Origin of the sequence: Melittangium boletus DSM 14713, assembly GCF_002305855.1 — a bacterium.
GTDB classification, from domain to species: Bacteria; Myxococcota; Myxococcia; order Myxococcales; family Myxococcaceae; genus Cystobacter; species Cystobacter boletus.
In genome coordinates this window covers 6,040,329-6,058,258 of record NZ_CP022163.1, presented here as the reverse complement: position 1 = coordinate 6,058,258, position 17,930 = coordinate 6,040,329, and the positions used below count along the sequence as shown (strand labels likewise).

Genomic DNA, 17,930 nt, shown 5'->3' with positions numbered 1-17,930 from the left:
TCGCGGCATGACGTGCGCGAGGGGCCCGTGCAGAAGCCCTGCCAGCCAGCCGCCGAGGAGAACGCCCCGGGCGTCACGTCCGCGGAACGGGCCTCGGGTCCACGCCCCGAAGCCCTACGCGAAGCGCCACGCTTGACGCAGCATGTTGAGCAACAACTCCTGGTAGGACCAACCCACGCCCGCCGCGGCCATGGAACAGAGGCTGTCCTGATCCTCGCGTCCGGGGCGGCCCGCTCCCGTCATGTTGGGCTTCATGTTCAGGTCGAACAGGAAGAACGCCCCGTCCTCCGAGGAGCGGCAGTCGATCCGGATGGGGGCGAGCGCTCCCACCTTCCGCGCGGCCACGGCGCACCACTCCTCCAGATTCCGCATGGCGGGTGCTTGCCGCTCGGCATCGGAGATCCGCACGCTGTTGTTCACGACCGCCACCACGCCGTTGTAGGGCGCGATGCCCTCGTGGTGGTTGAAGCGCCGGACGGCGGGCAGGGACCAGTGCTCGGCGAATGTCCGCTCGGCGCCGTCGATGCGGTAGGCACCCGGAGGCATGACCGTCAGGGTGACCTCGGTGCCGGGGAGGAATTGCTCCAACATCAGGCGCTGACCATAACGAGGGTGTCCAGCGGCATCCCGCGCCGCGAGCAATCCGGCGGCGTATGATTTCAACTCGGAGAGGGATGTGACCAGGCGCACCCCCTCGCTGCCCCGTCCCCGGATGGGTTTGACGACCAGGGGGAAGCGCAAGCCCCCCTGCTCGAGCCGCGCATCCGTCAGGGAGTCCAGCGCCAGGGTACTGGGGCCCTCGTCGAGGGCCACCAGGGTGGAGGCGGGCACGGGGCAACCCCCCGCGCGCAACACCTCATTGGTGAGCCATTTGTCGTCGTAGCGGTCCACGCGCGCCGGATGCTGGCCGACGACGCGCACGCCCTTTCCGGCCACGGACTCCAGCGGGTGCCCGGAGAACAGCACGGTGTTGGCCCACAGGACGCGAGCACCCCCATCGAGCGCCTGGGCAATGCCCTCGGCGGTATCGGGGAAGACCCAATCCAGGGCCTGAGTGGGGTCGGGAGAGGCGCGCGGCGTGAGGACGGGAACGCCCGCCGCGCGCAAGGCATGGGCGATGTCGGCGCCACTGTCGCTGTACCCCCCTGGCTTCATCGGCTTGCGGATGCCGTCGATCTCCGGAGGGGGTGTGGCCTGGAACAACAGGGCAACGGGCTCGTGCTCGGCGGAAGACATGGGGTCATTCCATCAACCCTCCCGTGGCGAGTCCATCGCCCAGACTCGCTCGGACGCCCAGGAACCGCGCCGCCCTGGCGCCTCCAGCCCCTATGGCAGTGTCCAGGCCCAGGTGCTCACGGGTGAGGCGTATCTCCAGGCCGCGCGCAACGGACAGATTCCCGAGGGCTCGGTGGTGTACCAGACCCGGACGGGTTGGGATTACGGCGAGCGCTCCCGAGGAAGCGATGTGGGCATCGTGCGCAACGGAGGCATCTTCAACTACCAGCAGTTCAACAACATGTCCGTCTACGGCAATGACGTGAGGCAGGTGGTCGTCCTGCAGCCGACCAGCCACTGAGCGTCACCGCCACGGTCAGGTCGCCCATTCCTTTCACAACTCCCGGGTTCTGGCCTTGGCGCTGCTCGCCGGGAGATGCTGTGATGGAATTGGGATGAGCCCCCATATAAAACAGACACACATCCAAAGTATTACAGCATCAGCATTACATAATCACTCCCAGTGCGAATGGGTATGACAAGCGGCGAGATGACCGCTTCGCGCACCGCGAGCACCGCACGCAGGCTCGCTTCTCGTGCATTTTTACACTCCCAGTACCGAGCATCGAGCCTATCCGAGAAGTCTCCGTGGACTCGTTCCCTGGTCCTCTCCTGCATGTATGATGCATGGAAGGGGAATCATGGGGCACAACGAGAAGCCAGGACATGTGTGGACTGTCCATGTGAGCGCCCGGTGACTGGCGCCACGAACGGCACGAGGGGGAGCCGTCTTCGGCCTCGACGTCAACGAGGACGTGTTGCCCCGCCCCACCCCAAAGCCAGGACCGACGACCTCCAGCCAGACCGAGCAGCCCCGACATGCTGACCATCCCAGGCTACACCCTTCGTGGGGCCCTCAAGGCCACCGGAACCAATCTGCTCTTCCACGCCCTGCGTGACGCCGACGGCCAGCCCCTCATCCTCAAGACTCCCGTGGCCTCCGTCGGCCCTCGCGAGAGCGAGCGCTACCGCCGCGAGTTCGACATCCTCCAGCGCATCCGCGACGTGCGCGGCGTCCTTCGCGCCCATGGCTGTGAACAGCTCCCGGACCGCCCGAGTCTCCTCTTGGAGGCGGTGGAGGGCGAGGTTCTGTCCGAGTTCACGGACAAGCCCTTCGAGGTGCTCAAGACCCTGGATGTGGCCATCTCCCTGACCTCCACCCTGGCCGAGATCCACCGGCGCGGCGTCATCCACAAGGACATCAAGCCCTCCAACATCATCCTCACGCCCTCGGGAGAAGCCCGCCTCATCGACTTCGGCACCGCCACCCTCCAACGCATCGAGCACGTGGACGCCGCCCCCACCACCCTCATCGAAGGCACCCTCGCCTACATGTCTCCCGAGCAGACCGGGCGCATGAACCGCACGGTGGACTACCGCACCGACTTCTACTCCCTGGGCATCACCCTCTATGAGCTGCTGACGGGCGGCCGCCCCTTCCACGGACGCGACGCGCTCGAGTGGTTCCACGTCCACATGGCCGTGGCACCCCCTCCCCTCACCGAGCGCGTCCCGGACCTGCCTCCCGTCCTGTCCTCCATCGTGCTCAAGCTCCTGGCCAAGGTGGCCGAGGAGCGCTACCAGAGCGCCGACGGGCTCAAGGCCGACCTGGAGCGCTGCCGGGACAACCTGCTCCGGAGCGTGCACGAGGACTTCCCGCTGGGCGTGCACGATTTCCCCACCCACTTCCAACTTCCTCAACGGCTCTACGGGCGAGACACCCACGCCGCCGCGCTGCTCCAAGGCTTCGAGCGCGTCGCCCTCAGCGGCCGGCCCGAGCTCATCCTCGTTCGCGGCTACTCCGGCAGCGGCAAGTCCGCCGTCGTGCACGAGTTGCACAAACCCGTGGTCCGCCACCGCAGCTTCTTCCTCAGCGGCAAGTTCGACCAGTTCCAGCAGGCCAGTCCCTACGCCACCCTCGCCCAGGCCATTCGGGGGCTGACGCAGCAGCTCCTGGCGGGCAGCGATGAGTCCCTGGCCCAGTGGCGCGAGCGCCTTCTGGACACATGGAAAGGCCAGGGGCAGCTCCTCGTGGACGTGGTGCCCCAGCTCGAGCTCATCGCCGGCAAACAGCCCCCCGTCCCCGAGCTTCCTCCCTCCGAGGCCGCCCACCGCTTCAACCGCGTGTTCCGCGAGTTCCTCGGCCTCTTCGCCACCTCCGAGCACCCCCTCGTCCTCTTCCTGGATGACTTGCAATGGGCCGACCCCGCCAGCCTCCAGCTCCTCCAGGATCTGCTCACCCACGAGGAGACCCCTCCGCTCCTCCTGCTCGGCACCTACCGAGACAACGAGGTGAACCCCTCCCATCCCCTGGTGCGTACCCTCGAGGGGATGCGCGCGGCCGGCGCGCGGATGCGCGAACTCCAGCTCGAGCCCCTCGGTCTCGAGGACGTGCGGCAGCTCGTCGCCGACGCGCTCTCCGGAGCGGAAGAAGACCTCATCGCGCCACTCTCCGCGTTGGCCCGTGAGAAGACTGGGGGCAATCCCTTCTTCCTCCTGCATTTCATGCTGACGCTCCATCAGGACGGACTCCTGGTTCGAGCCCCCGATGGCACCTGGCGGTGGGATGAGGCGGGCGTCCAGGCCAGGGGCTACTCGGACAATGTCGTCGACTTCCTGGTGGGCAAGCTGCGTCAGCTCTCGTCCGGAACCCAGAACCTGCTCCGGCTGGCCGCCTGCGTGGGCAACACCTTCTCCCTCCAGCTGCTGCACTTCCTCTCCGACAGCCCGGAAGCGGCCCACCTGGAGAAGGATCTCGAGCCCGCCTTCCAGGAGAACCTGCTGGTCCGCATCGGCCCGGACCAGGGCCGGTTCATCCATGACCGCATCCACCAGGCCGCCTACGCCCTCATCGATGAGCAGGAGCGCAAGCGCGTCCACCTGCGCATCGGCCGCCTGATGCTGGCGCACCTGCCGCCAGAGTCCTTGCAGGAACAGCTCTTCGATGTCGTGAGCCAGCTCAACGCCGGGGCGGAGTGGCTCGTCGATGACGCGGAACGTCTGCGTGTGGCGCGCCTGAACGCCGAGGCCGGCAGACGGGCCAAGGCTTCCATCGCCCTCCGCTCCGCCATTACCTATTTCGCGAGAGCATTCCAACTCCTCCCGGGAGACCCGTGGGAGACGGAGCCCGCCCTCGCCTTCAAGCTCCGGCTCGAGCACGCCATCTGCGAGTTCATGACCGGCAACGCCACTGGAGCGCTTCGCCAGGTGGATGAGTTCATGGACCGGGCGCTCACCCGGGGGGACACCGCCGCGGTGTACTGCCTGAAGACCGACATCCTCATCGGCATGGGTGACATCCAGACCGCCGGCACCTGTCTCCTGGAGGGATTGGCTCTGCTGGGCATGCCCATGTCCCCGAATCCCTCCTGGGAGGAAGTCGAGGCCGCCAATGAAGAGGTGCGGCAACTGCTGGGGGAGCGCTCCATCGAGAGCCTCGTCGACCTGCCCCTCATGACCGACCCGGACATGGAGGCGGTCATGAGCCTGCTCGGCGCCCTCTACGCCCCCTCGTTCTCCACCAGCACGAACCTGCTCGTCCTCCACCTCAGCCGGATGACCGCGCTCAGCCTGCGCCATGGCAACACGAGCGCGTCCGTGCACGGCTACTCCTGGTACGGCCTGGTGCTGGGAGCTGTCTTCGGGCGCTACCAGGAAGGCCTGGCCTTCGGCCAGCTCGCGTGCGCACTCGTCGAGCACCGGGGATTCACCCCCCTGCGCGGCAAGGCGCTCTACGGCCTGGAGATCATCAGCTACTGGACCCAGCCCCTGTCCACCGCGCTGCAACTCGTCCGCGAGGCCTTTCAGCAATCCCTCCAGAACAGTGACAGTCAGGTCGCCGGCTACTGCTGCAACCACATCGTCACGGATCGCTTCCTGCTGGGGCACGACCTGGAGGAAGTCTACCGGGAGTCGGTGGCGAACCTGCACTTCACCCGGGGGGCCGAGTTCCTGGATCCACGGGACATCATCCACTTCACCCAGCGCCATGTGCAGCAGTTGCGCGGCCTCACGTCCTCGTTCAGCACGATGAGTGGCGATGACTTCGACGAGGAGACCTTCGAGGCGGGTTTGACGCCCCAGCGCATGCGCACCATGCGCTGCTGGTATTGGCTCACCAAGGCGCAGTCGCGCTACATGAGCGGCGCGTACCAGGAGGCGCTCGAATACACGGACAAGAGCGCCGAGCTGAGCTGGTCCTCGCTCGGCCACATCCAGCTGCTGGACCTGCACCTCTTCCGGGCCCTATCCCTGGCGGCCTGCGCCGCGAAGATGCCACCCGAGGAGCGGGAACGCGCCCTCATGGAGATCAGCCAGCACCAAAGGCAACTGGCGGAGTGGGCCCGCCACTGTCCCTCGACCTTCCTCACGGCCGAGCGGCTCGTCGCCGCGGAGCGGGCCCGGCTCATGGGCCAACGGGACGAGGCACTCCAGGCCTACGAGCAGTCCATCCAGTCCGCGCGCGAGCACGGCTTCATCCAGCGAGCCGCCCTCGCCTACGAACTGGCCGCCCGCTTCTGGCGTGAGCGCCAGGTTCCCACCATCGCCGAGGCCTATGCCCGCAAGGCGCGGGAGGCGTACCTGCGCTGGGGAGCGAAGGGCAAGGTCCAGCACCTGGACTCGGAATGGCCGTTCCTGACCCTTCCCGAGGGCGGCGCGCAGAACACCCAGGACACGAGCTCGACCGAGATCGATGCGCTCACCCTGGTAAAGGCCCAGCAGGCCATCTCCGAGGAAATCGTCCTCGAGCGGCTGGCGGCCACGCTGCTGCGCATCGCCATGGAGAACGCTGGTGCCCAGCGCGGTGCCCTGTTGCTTCCACGGGGAGACACCCTCACGGTCTCGGCACTGTCGGGTACGGTCTCCTCGGAGGCCGCGGTCAGCACGGCCGAGCCCCAGTTGCCGTGGAGCGTCATCTCCTACGTCAAGCGCGCGCGGGAGCATGTGCTCATCGGCGACGCCTCGCTCCCCCACCCCTTTTCGTCCGACGCCTGGCTCGAACACAGCCATGCCCGCTCGGTGCTCTGCCTGCCCCTGCTGCGCCAGGAGGAGTTCCGCGGGGTGCTGTACCTGGAGAACACCCTCGCCACCAACGCCTTCTCTCCGGCGCGCATCGCCCTGCTCGGCCATCTGGCCTCCCAGGCCGCCATCTCCATCGAGAACGCGCGGCTGTATGCCGATGTCCAGAAGGCCGAGGCCGCCCTGCGCCGCGCCAACGACGAGCTCGAGAAGCGCGTGGAGGAGCGCACCCGGGAGCTCAAGCTGACCCAGGTGCGCCTGGTGGACGCCGCGCGCGCGGCGGGCATGGCCGAGATCGCCGCCAACGTGCTGCACAACGTGGGCAATGTCCTCACCAGCGCCGTCATCAATCTGCAGACGGTGCGCGAGACCATGAGTGCTTCCCGTGTGGGACGGCTCAAGCAGGCCACCCAGATGATCGACGAGCACCACGACCACCTCGCGGACTTCCTCACCCGGGATCAACGCGGCGCGCAGCTGCCCGGCTACCTCTCCGCGCTCGCCAGCGAACTCCTGCGCGAGCAGGCCTCGCTCCAGGAGGGCATGACGGCCATGGACATGCATCTCGAGCACATCCGGGCCATCGTCCAGGTTCAACAAACCTACGCCCACAGAACGCTCGTCACCGAGGAGTGCGACCTCTCACAGCTCGTCGAGGATGCCCTGCGACTCCAACGGGCGTCGCTCCAGCGCCACGGTGTCACCGTCACCCAGGAACTCACCTCCGTGCCCCGGATCAGTCTGGACAAGCACAGGGTGCTGCAGATCCTCATCAACCTCATCAGCAACGCGAAGCAAGCCATGCACCAGCTGCCCGAGTCGCAGCGCCACCTGTACGTCCGGCTGGACACGGAGGACAACTGCGCACGCATCCAGATCGTGGACAACGGCATGGGCATCGTGCCGGAGATCCGCGGGCGGCTCTTTGGTCAGGGCTTCACCACGCGTGCGGGAGGACACGGACTGGGACTGCATTCCAGCGCGCTGGAGGCGAAACTGCTGGGCGGGAGCATCAGCCTGGAGAGCGAGGGGCCGGGAAAGGGAGCCACGGCCATTCTCAAACTCCCCCTCTCCTGAGCGAGGGCTTCTCCCTTCGGGAAGCGGAAAAACCTCTCATGCCAGGGAATCGTCCTCACTTCGCTATTCGGCACCTGCACGAGTAATCCGTTCTCATCCAGAATTCATGCCGCGGTGCGTTTGGATTCACGTCCAGACGGCCCGGACCATGGAACCACGCGCGTGAGTCTGTTATGGTTTATCAACTCCTCGCGAACAAAGAATGGAGAGGCGCATGAGCACGCTGGAAGGAAAGACCGCGATCATCACGGGTGGAGGTACGGGGATTGGCTTCGCCATCGCCGAGCGCTACGCGAGCGAGGGCGCACAGGTGGTGCTCGCCGGGCGCAATCAGAAGCGGCTCGACGAAGCGGTGGAGAAGATTGGCCGGGGTGCTCGCGCCATCGCCACCGACGTCGCCGATGAGGCCCAGGTCAAACGGCTCATCGACTCCGTGCCACGCATTGATTTGCTGGTGACGTGCGCCGGCGGCGCGGTGTTCGGCCCCGTCGAGGAAGTCCCCCGGCAATCCTGGCGCGAGCTGTTCGACTCCCGCTTCTTCGGACAGCTCTCCGCTTGTCATCACGCCGTCCCGAAGATGCCCCCGGGCAGCTCCATCTTGTTCTGCTCGGGCGTCGCTGGCCACGCCGCCCTGGTGAACTACTCCGGTGGCGCGGGCCTGTGCGGCGCGGTCAACGCCATGGGGCGCTCGCTCGCAGTGGAGCTCGCCCCCAAGGGAATCCGGGTGAATGTCCTTTCCCCCGGATTGACCCTCGGCACCGCCATTGACTGGCATGTCCCTCCCGAGAAGCTCGACGCCTTCATGGACAGTCTCAAGAGCCGCGTTCCGCTGAAGCGCGCGGGGAGCGCCCGCGACATGGCGGATGCCGCCTACTTCCTGGCGACGAACAACTACGCCACGGGCATGGTGCTCGACATCGATGGAGGATGGACGGCTGTCTGATTCACGGAGGGTGAAGTCTGTCCTTGGCAGCGGCACTGAACGCCGGATTGTCGAGCGACTCCGAGTCTGTCCAATACGGCCCCCGGCTACTGCGTCCCACACGGTTCGCTCACACGCATACACTCTCAGTGATGATTACTGAGCGGAACCGTGCGGGATGCCGTGGACACGCTCCGCGCCTGTCTATTGTAAGATGCGCGAGGGGGGGAACCATGGAACATCGGGCAGGACGGAGAATCCGTGGACGACCCATGGACGTGGTCGGATGAACCACGCCGGTGTCCCCCTTTCTTCCTCCAGACAGACGGAGCGCCCCCGACATGCTGACCATCCCAGGCTACACCCTTCGTGGGGCCCTCAAGGCCACCGGAACCAACCTGCTCTTCCACGCCCTGCGTGACGCCGACGGCCAGCCCCTCATCCTCAAGACTCCCGTGGCCTCCGTCGGCCCTCGCGAGAGCGAGCGCTACCGCCGCGAGTTCGACATCCTCCAGCGCATCCGCGACGTGCGCGGCGTCCTTCGCGCCCATGGCTGTGAACAGCTCCCGGACCGCCCGAGTCTCCTCTTGGAGGCGGTGGAGGGCGAGGTTCTGTCCGAGTTCACGAACAAACCCCTCGAGGTGCTCAAGACCCTGGATGTGGCCATCTCCCTGACCTCCACTCTGGCCGAGATCCACCGGCGCGGCGTCATCCACAAGGACATCAAGCCCTCCAACATCATCCTCACGCCCTCGGGAGAAGCCCGCCTCATCGACTTCGGCACCGCCACCCTCCAGCGGATAGAGCACGTGGACGCCGCCCCCACCACCCTCATCGAAGGCACCCTCGCCTACATGTCTCCCGAGCAGACCGGGCGCATGAACCGCACGGTGGACTACCGCACCGACTTCTACTCCCTGGGCATCACCCTCTATGAGCTGCTGACGGGCGGCCGCCCCTTCCACGGACGCGACGCGCTCGAGTGGTTCCACGTCCACATGGCCGTGGCACCCCCTCCCCTCACCGAGCGCGTCCCGGACCTGCCTCCCGTCCTGTCCTCCATCGTGCTCAAGCTCCTGGCCAAGGTGGCCGAGGAGCGCTACCAGAGCGCCGACGGGCTCAAGGTCGACCTGGAGCGCTGCCGAGACAACCTGCGCCGGGGTGTGTACGAGGATTTCCCTCCAGGCGTGCATGACTATCCCACGCGCTTCCAGCTCCCCCAGCGCCTTTATGGGCGCGACGCCCACGCCGCCGCGCTGCTCCAGGGCTTCGAGCGCGTCGCCCGCGGCGGCCGGCCCGAGCTCATCCTGGTCCGCGGCTACTCCGGCAGCGGCAAGTCCGCCGTCGTGCACGAGCTGCACAAACCCGTGGTCCGCCACCGCAGCTTCTTCCTCAGCGGCAAGTTCGACCAGTTCCAGCAGGCCAGTCCCTACGCCACCCTCGCCCAGGCCATTCGCGGCCTGACGCAGCAACTCCTGGCGGGCAGCGATGAGTCCCTGGCCCAGTGGCGTGAGCGCCTTCTGGACACATGGAAAGGCCAGGGGCAGCTCCTCGTGGACGTGGTGCCCCAGCTCGAGCTCATCGCCGGCAAGCAGCCCTCCGTCCCCGAGCTTCCTCCCTCCGAGGCCGCCCACCGCTTCAACCGCGTGTTCCGCGAGTTCCTCGGCCTCTTCGCCACCTCCGAGCACCCCCTCGTCCTCTTCCTGGATGACTTGCAATGGGCCGACCCCGCCAGCCTCCAGCTGATTCATCACCTGCTCACCCACGCCGAATCGCCTCCGCTCCTCGTGCTCGGGGCCTACCGAGACAACGAGGTGAACCCCTCCCATCCCCTGGTGCGTACCCTCGAGGGGATGCGCGCGGCTGGCGCGCGGATGCACGATCTCCAGCTCGAGCCCCTCGACCTCGAGGACGTGCGGCAGCTCGTCACGGACGCGCTCATCGGAGCCGATGAGGAACTCATCGCGCCACTCTCCGCATTGGCCCGCGAGAAGACAGGAGGCAATCCCTTCTTCCTCCTGCAATTCATGCTGACGCTCCATCAGGACGGGCTCCTGGTACGCCTCCCTGGCGGCGACTGGCGGTGGGATGAGAAAGGCGTCCGGGCCAGGGGCTACTCGGACAACGTCGTCGACTTCTTGGTGGGCAAGCTGCGCCGGCTCTCCTCCGGAACCCAGCATCTGCTCCGGCTGGCCGCGTGTGTGGGCAACATCTTTCCGCTCCAGATACTGCGCATCCTCTCCGACAGCCCGGAAGCGGCCCACCTGGAGAAGGATCTCGAGCCCGCCTTCCAGGAGAACCTGCTGGTCCGCATCGGCCCGGATCAAGGCCGGTTCATCCATGACCGCATCCACCAGGCCGCCTACGCCCTCATCGATGAGCAGGAGCGCAAGCGCGTCCACCTGCGCATCGGCCGCCTGATGCTGGCGCACCTGCCGCCGGAGGCCTTGCAGGAACAGCTCTTCGATGTCGTGAGCCAGCTCAACGCCGGAACGGAGTGGCTTGTCGATGACGCGGAGCGCCTGCGTGTGGCGCGCCTGAACGCCGAGGCCGGCAAACGGGCCAAGGCCTCCATCGCGCTCCGCTCGGCCATCAGTTACTTCACCCAATCCCTTCAGCTCCTGCCTGGAGATCCGTGGGAGACGGAGCCCGCCCTCGCCTTCAAGCTCCGGCTCGAGCACGCCATCTGCGAGTTCATGACCGGCAACGCCACTGGAGCGCTTCGCCAGGTGGATGAGTTCATGGGCCGGGCACGCACCAAGGGGGACACCGCCGCGGTGTACTGCCTGAAGACCGACATCCTCATCGGCATGGGTGACATCCAGACCGCCGTCACCTGTCTCCTGGAGGGATTGGCCCTGCTGGGCATGCCCATGCCCCCGAATCCCTCCTGGGAGGAAGTCGAGGCCGCCAACGAGGAGGTATGGCAACTGCTGGGGGAGCGCTCCATCGAGAGCCTCGTTGACCTGGCCCCCATGACCGACCCGGACATGGAGGCGGTCATGAGCCTCCTGGGTGCCATGTACGCACCCGCCTTCGTCACGAGCACGAACCTGCTCATCCTCCACCTCAGCCGGATGACCGCGCTCAGCCTGCGCCATGGCAACACGAGCGCCTCCGTGCACGGCTACTCCTGGTACGGATTGGTGCTGGGCTGCGCCTTCGGGCGCTACCAGGAAGGCCTGGCCTTCGGCCAGCTCGCGTGCGCACTCGTCGAGCACCGGGGATTCACCCCCCTGCGCGGCAAGGCGCTCTACGGCCTGGAACTCATCAGCTATTGGACCCAGCCCCTGTCCACCGCGCTGCAACTCGTCCGCGAGGCCTTTCAGCAATCCCTCCAGAACAGTGACAGTCAGGTCGCCGGCTACTGCTGCAACCACATCGTCATGGACCACTTCCTGCTGGGGCACGACCTGGAGGAGGTCTACCGGGAGTCGGTGGCGAACCTGCACTTCGCCCGGGGAACCGAGTTCCTGGATTCACGGGACATCATCCACTTCACCCAGCGCCATGTGCAGCAGTTGCGCGGCCTCACGTCCTCGTTCAGCACGATGAGTGGCGATGACTTCGACGAGGAGACCTTCGAGGCGGGTTTGACGCCCCAGCGCATGAGCACCATGCGCTGCTGGTACTGGCTCATCAAGGCGCAGTCGCGTTACATGAGCGGCGCGTACCAGGAAGCGCTCGAGTGCGCGGACAGGAGCGCCGAGCTGAGCTGGTCCTCACTCGGGCATATCGAGCTGTTGGACCTGCACCTCTTCCGGGCCCTATCCCTGGCGGCCTGCGCCGCGAAGATGCCACCCGAGGAGCGGGAACGCGCCCTCGTGGAGATCAGCCAGCACCAACGGCAACTGGCGGAGTGGGCCCGCCATTGTCCTTCGACCTTCCTCACGGCCGAGCGGCTCGTCGCCGCGGAGCGGGCCCGGCTCATGGGCCAACGGGACGAGGCACTCCAGGCCTACGAGCAATCCATCCAGTCCGCCCGCGAGCACGGCTTCATCCAGCGAGCCGCCCTCGCCTACGAGCTGGCCGCCCGCTTCTGGCGTGAAAATCGGATCTCCACCATCGCCGAGGCCTATGCCCATAAGGCGCGGGAGGCGTACCTGCGCTGGGGAGCGAAGGGCAAGGTCCAGCACCTGGACTCGGAATGGCCGTTCCTGACCCTTCCCGAGGGCGGCGCACAGAACACCCAGGACACGAGCTCGACCGAGCTCGATGTGCTCACCCTGGTGAAGGCCCAGCAGGCCATCTCCGAGGAAATCGTCCTCGAGCGGCTGGCGGCCACGCTGCTGCGCATCGCCATGGAGAACGCCGGTGCCCAGCGCGGCGCCCTGTTGCTTCCACGTGGCGACACCCTCGCGGTCTCGGCGCTGTCGGGTACGGTCCCCTCGGAGGCCGCTGCCACGACCGAGCAGTTGCCCTGGAGCATCATCTCCTACGTCAAGCGCGCGCGGGAGCACGTGCTCATCGGCGACGCCTCGCTCCCCCACCCCTTCTCGTCCGACGTCTGGCTCGAGCACAGCCATGCCCGCTCGGTGCTCTGCCTGCCCCTGCTGCGCCAGGAGCAATTCCGCGGGGTGCTGTACCTGGAGAACACCCTCGCCACCAATGCCTTCACCCCGGCGCGCATCGCCCTGCTCGACCATCTGGCCTCTCAAGCCGCCATCTCCATCGAGAACGCGCGGCTGTATGCCGACGTCCAGAAGGCCGAGGCCGCCCTGCGCCGCGCCAACGACGAGCTCGAGAAGCGCGTGGAGGAGCGCACCCGGGAACTCAAACGGACCCAGGTACGCCTGGTGGACGCCGCGCGCGCGGCGGGCATGGCCGAGATCGCCGCCAACGTGCTGCACAACGTGGGCAACGTCCTCACCAGCGCCGTCATCAATCTGCAGACGGTGCGCGAGAGCATGAACGCTTCCCGCATGGGTCGGCTCAAGCAGGTCGCCCAGATGATCGACGAGCACCACGACCATCTCGCGGACTTCCTCACCCGGGATCAACGCGGCGCGCAGCTGCCCGGCTACCTCTCCGCACTCACCGACGAACTCCTGCGCGAGCAGGCCTCGCTCCAGGAGGGCATGCGGGCCATGGACAAGCACCTGGAGCACATCCGGGCCATCGTCCACGTCCAGCAGAGCTACGCCCACAGAACGCTCGTCACCGAGGAGTGCGACCTCACGCAACTCGTCGAGGACGCCCTGAGCCTCCAACGGGCGTCACTCCAGCGCCACGGTGTCACCGTCACCCAGGAACTCACCCCCGTGCCCCGGATCAGTCTGGACAAGCACAAGGTGCTGCAGATCCTCATCAACCTCATCAGCAACGCGAAGCAAGCCATGCACCAGCTGCCCGAGCCGCGACGCCATCTGTACGTGCGGCTGGACACGGAGGACAACTGCGCATGCATCCAGATCGTGGACAACGGCATGGGCATCATGCCGGAGATCCGCGGGCGGCTCTTTGGCCAGGGTTTCACCACCCGCGAGGGAGGACACGGGCTGGGACTGCATTCCAGCGCGCTGGAGGCGAAACTGCTGGGCGGGAGCATCACCCTGGAGAGCGAAGGGCCGGGAAAGGGAGCCACGGCCATTCTCAAACTCCCGCTCTCCTACGAAAAGGCTTGAACCCTCGACGAAGCGGGAAAACCTCTCACACGTGTAAACCCATTCCACGCGCCGCCATCCGCCATGGCGCGCTGCGGCCGGATTCTGGAGCCACCCTCTGGATTCTGATAGAATGAGACTGCTTCTGGCGTGCATCTCACAAAGGGGGGCTCATGAACGCTCTGGAAGGAAAGACCGCGATCATCACGGGTGGCGGTACGGGGATTGGCTTCGCCATCGCCGAGCGCTACGCGAGCGAGGGCGCGCAGGTGGTGCTCGCCGGGCGCAATCAGAAGCGGCTCGACGAAGCGGTGGAGAAGATTGGCCAGGGTGCTCGCGCCATCGCCACCGACGTCGCCGATGAGGCCCAGGTCAAACGGCTCATCGACTCCGTGCCACGCATTGATTTGCTGGTGACGTGCGCCGGCGGCGCGGTGTTCGGCCCCGTCGAGGAAGTCCCCCAGAAGTCCTGGCGCGAGCTGTTCGACTCCCGCTTCTTCGGACAGCTCTCCGCTTGTCATCACGCCGTCCCGAAGATGCCCCCGGGCAGCTCCATCTTGTTCTGCTCGGGCGTCGCTGGCCACGCCGCCCTGGTGAACTACTCCGGTGGCGCGGGCCTGTGCGGCGCGGTCAACGCCATGGGGCGCTCGCTCGCGGTGGAGCTCGCCCCCAAGGGAATCCGGGTGAATGTCCTTTCCCCCGGACTGACTCGCGGCACGGCCATCGACTGGCGTGTCCCTCCCGAGAAGCTCGACGCCTTCATGGCCAGCCTCATGGACCGCGTTCCGCTGAAGCGCGCGGGGAGCGCCCGCGACATGGCGGATGCCGCCTACTTCCTGGCGACGAGCCATTACGCCACCGGCCTGGTGCTCGACATCGATGGGGGATGGACGGCGGTCTGATTCCCTCAGTCGATGAAGAAGTCCGGCAGGGGCTGGGTGCCCGGCTTGACGAGGTACTTGTCGAAGTTCGTCTCCCCAGCCTCACGCAGCAGGTCCTCGTCGAGGAAGAAGTTGCCAGTGCACGAGCGGCTGTCCCGCGTGAGGATGGCGTACGCCGCGTCGGCCATGATCTCCGGAGTGCGGCTGGCCTCCATCATGTCCTGGCCACCGAGCATGTTGACCGCGGCGGTGGCGATGGTGGTGCGCGGCCAGAGCGCGTTGAAGGCCACGCCCTGTCCCCGGAACTCCTCGGCCATACCGAGCACGCACATGCTCATGCCATACTTGGCCATGGTGTAGGCCACGTGGTTCTCGAACCACTTGGGCTTCATGTTGAGCGGCGGCGAGAGCGTGAGCACGTGCGGGTTCTTGCCCTTGAGCAGCTCGGGCAGACATGCCTGGGTGGTGGCGTAGGTGCCACGCACGTTGACGCCAAACATCAGGTCGAACTTCTTCATGGGCGTCTGCAGCGTGCCCGTCAGGCTGATGGCGCTGGCGTTGTTCACCAGGATGTCGATGCCGCCAAAGCGCTCCACCGTCTGCTTCACGGCGGCGTGCACCTGGTCCTCGTGGCGGATGTCCACCATGAGCGGCAGCGCCTTGCCGCCCGCCTTCTCGACCTCCTCGGCGGCCGAGTGGATGGTGCCGGGCAGCTTCGGGTGGGGCTCGGCCGTCTTGGCGGCGATGACGATGTTGGCGCCATCCCGCGCCGCGCGCAGGGCGATGGCGAGGCCGATACCCCGGCTCGCGCCGGTGATGAAGAGGGTCTTTCCCTGGAGCGTGCTCACGGTGGGTCCTTTCGCGGGGGGCTCCCACTCGGAGAGCCCCGGGTCCAGCACCGTGCCTACTTCGTCCCGCCAGCGAGCGCCAGCGGCTCCACCCGTCCGTCGATTCCTGAGGTCTCCCGGCGCCCCTGCCCTTATATGTAGGGGCATGCTCCACGTCATACCCTTGGGCGGGCTCGGAGAGATCGGCCTCAACGCGATGGTCGTCGCCTGCCGTGGGGAGATACTCCTCATCGACTGCGGGTTGATGTTCCCTCCGGCCGGCCACCTGGGTGTGGACATCGTCGTCCCGGACTTCGCCCACCTGCGCAAGAACGCCGCCCTGGTCCAGGGCATCCTCCTCACCCATGGGCACGAGGATCACATCGGGGCCCTGCCCTTCCTGCTCTCGGAGGTGCCCGTCCCGGTCTATGGCACCCGCTTCACCCTGGGCATGGTGCGCCACCGGCTCAATGAGCTGGGCGTGGAGGCGGACCTGAGGGAGATCGAGCCCCGCCACCCCTTCCGCCTGGGGCAGCACTTCACCGTGGAGGCCAGCCGGGTCACCCACACGGTGCCGGACGCGGTGGGCTACATCCTCCGCACGCCCGAGGGCACGCTCATCCACACCGGCGACTTCAAGCTGGATCCCGACCCCATCGACGGGCTGCGCACGGACCTGGAGCGCTGGGGCGAGCTGGGAGACGAGGGCGTGCTCTGCCTCTTGTCCGACTCCACCAACTCCGAGCGCACCCACGAGACGGGCAGCGAGCGCGAGGTGGAGCGGACCTTCGAGCGGCTCTTCCAGGATGTGAAGGGCCGCATCGTGGTGGGCATGTTCGCCTCTCACCTGCATCGCGTCCGCCACGTGCTGGAGCTGGCCCGGAAGCTGGAGCGCAGCGTGGTGCTGATGGGGCGCAGCATGGCGCGCAACATCGAGATGGCGCGCGAGCTTGGCTATCTGCCCGGCATCTCGGATTCCCACTTCGTGCCCGTCGAGCATGCCGCCCTGCTGCCTCCCGAGCGCACGCTGGTGCTGGCCACGGGTTCCCAGGCCGAGCCCCGCGCGGGGCTGTCCCAGCTCGCCTCGGGGGAGGGTTCCCTGCGCCTGGGCCCCGGGGATCTGGTCGTCCTGAGCGCCCGCGCGATCCCCGGCAACGAGCGCGCCGTGTCCGCGTTGATCGACCAGTTCCTCTGGCGGGGAGTCCGCGTCGTCTACCCGGAGACGGAGCCCGGAGTGCACGTGTCCGGCCACGCGAGCCAACCCCAGCAGCGGCGCGTCCTGGACCTGGTGCGCCCGAGGAACTTCGTCCCCATCCACGGAGAGCTGCACCACCTGCACCGCCACCTGGCCACGGCGAAGGAGGCGGGGCTCGCGCCGGAACAACTCCTGCTGGCCCAGGATGGAGACCTGCTCCTCTTCGAGGAGGGCCGGGGCCGCTTCGCGGGGAGCGTTCCCGCGGGCCGCGTGTACCGGGACCGCTTCGGACAGGGGGTGGTGACGCAGGATATCCTCCAGGAGCGCACCCGGTTGGCGGAGACGGGTCTGATCGTGGCGGCGATCGTCATCGACCGCTCGAGCCTCCAGTTGATGTCTGGCCCCCAGCTGACCGGGCAGGGGCTCAACCTGGACGAGCAGGCCCTGCTGCCCCGGGTGGCCCAGGACGCCCGGGAGTTCTTCCTGGAGATGTCCCGGGAACTCCGGGGGGATGACGCCCGGGTGAGGGAGGAGTTGGTGAAGGGAGTGCGCCGGGCCTTCCGACTCCACAGCGCCAAGCGGCCCGTGGTGGTGCCGATGGTCCTCAAGGTGTGATAAGCGGCCCCAGCCATGCCTTCTTTCGACGTCGTCTCCAAAATCGACCTTGCCGAGCTCGACAACGCCGTCAACCAGGCCAAGAAGGAGATTTCCACCCGCTACGACTTCCAGGGCGCGCAGGCGGACATCGTGCTCGCCCCGGACAAGCAGTCGCTCACGGTGAAGGCCAATAGCGAGGATCGGGTCCAGACGGCCAAGGAAGTCCTGCTGGCCAAGCTCGCCAAGCGCGGCATCTCCCTCAACGCGCTGGAGTACGAGCCCATCGAGAAGACGGGCCTGTCCAACGTGAAGCAGCTCATCAAGCTGCAGCAGGGCATTCCGGTGGAGAAGTCCAAGGAGCTGGTGAAGTTGCTCAAGGACGCCAAGCTCAAGGTCCAGGGCTCCATCCAGGCGGATCAGCTCCGGGTGACGGGCAAGAACAAGGATGATCTCCAGGCGGCCATCGCCCTGTTCCGCAAGGAGCAGGACAAGCTGAAGCTGGACATGCAGTTCACCAATTTCCGGGACTAAGCC

General features: G+C 66.9%; 9 protein-coding genes. 7 read left to right on the top strand and 2 right to left on the bottom strand.

Going from position 1 to position 17,930, the window contains the following annotated elements; all coding sequences use genetic code 11:
* Window positions 1-114: 114 nt before the first annotated feature.
* Window positions 115-1,236, bottom strand: coding sequence for a D-alanine--D-alanine ligase family protein (locus MEBOL_RS25395; protein ID WP_095979879.1), 1,122 nt, complete (start codon window positions 1,234-1,236; stop codon window positions 115-117).
* Between MEBOL_RS25395 and MEBOL_RS25390 the strand changes: the two genes are divergently transcribed.
* The 5 genes from MEBOL_RS25390 (at window position 1,235) to MEBOL_RS25370 (ending at window position 14,798) form a co-directional block, all read left to right on the top strand.
* Window positions 1,235-1,576, top strand: coding sequence for a hypothetical protein (locus tag MEBOL_RS25390; protein WP_095979878.1), 342 nt, complete (start codon window positions 1,235-1,237; stop codon window positions 1,574-1,576). The two genes, MEBOL_RS25395 and MEBOL_RS25390, sit on opposite strands and share 2 nt — an antisense overlap.
* 518 nt (window positions 1,577-2,094) lie before the next feature.
* Window positions 2,095-7,371 carry a trifunctional serine/threonine-protein kinase/ATP-binding protein/sensor histidine kinase gene (locus tag MEBOL_RS25385; protein ID WP_095979877.1) on the top strand — a complete coding sequence of 1,759 codons (5,277 nt, stop codon included), beginning with the start codon at window positions 2,095-2,097 and terminating at the stop codon, window positions 7,369-7,371.
* A 214-nt stretch (window positions 7,372-7,585) separates the two neighbouring features.
* Window positions 7,586-8,314, top strand: a complete 729-nt coding sequence (locus MEBOL_RS25380; protein ID WP_095979876.1) for an SDR family NAD(P)-dependent oxidoreductase — start codon at window positions 7,586-7,588, stop codon at window positions 8,312-8,314.
* Window positions 8,315-8,634: 320 nt separating this feature from the next.
* Entirely contained in the window at window positions 8,635-13,917 is a 5,283-nt protein-coding gene (locus tag MEBOL_RS25375) for a trifunctional serine/threonine-protein kinase/ATP-binding protein/sensor histidine kinase (protein ID WP_095979875.1), read from the top strand.
* A gap of 152 nt (window positions 13,918-14,069) precedes the next feature.
* A complete protein-coding gene (locus MEBOL_RS25370) occupies window positions 14,070-14,798 on the top strand; it encodes an SDR family NAD(P)-dependent oxidoreductase (protein ID WP_095979874.1) in 729 nt (242 codons plus the stop codon).
* A gap of 5 nt (window positions 14,799-14,803) precedes the next feature.
* Here the strand turns inward: MEBOL_RS25370 and MEBOL_RS25365 are convergent, their stop codons facing one another.
* Window positions 14,804-15,625, bottom strand: a complete 822-nt coding sequence (locus tag MEBOL_RS25365) for an SDR family oxidoreductase (protein WP_095982998.1) — start codon at window positions 15,623-15,625, stop codon at window positions 14,804-14,806.
* Window positions 15,626-15,770: 145 nt separating this feature from the next.
* On the opposite strand from MEBOL_RS25365, the gene MEBOL_RS25360 reads away from it, so the two are divergent.
* Both MEBOL_RS25360 and MEBOL_RS25355 read left to right on the top strand, forming a co-directional pair.
* Entirely contained in the window at window positions 15,771-17,414 is a 1,644-nt protein-coding gene (locus MEBOL_RS25360; protein ID WP_095979873.1) for a ribonuclease J, read from the top strand.
* Window positions 17,415-17,429: 15 nt separating this feature from the next.
* On the top strand, window positions 17,430-17,927 hold the full coding sequence (locus tag MEBOL_RS25355; RefSeq protein WP_095979872.1) for a YajQ family cyclic di-GMP-binding protein: 498 nt from the start codon (window positions 17,430-17,432) through the stop codon (window positions 17,925-17,927).
* The last annotated feature ends 3 nt before the right edge of the window (window positions 17,928-17,930 follow it).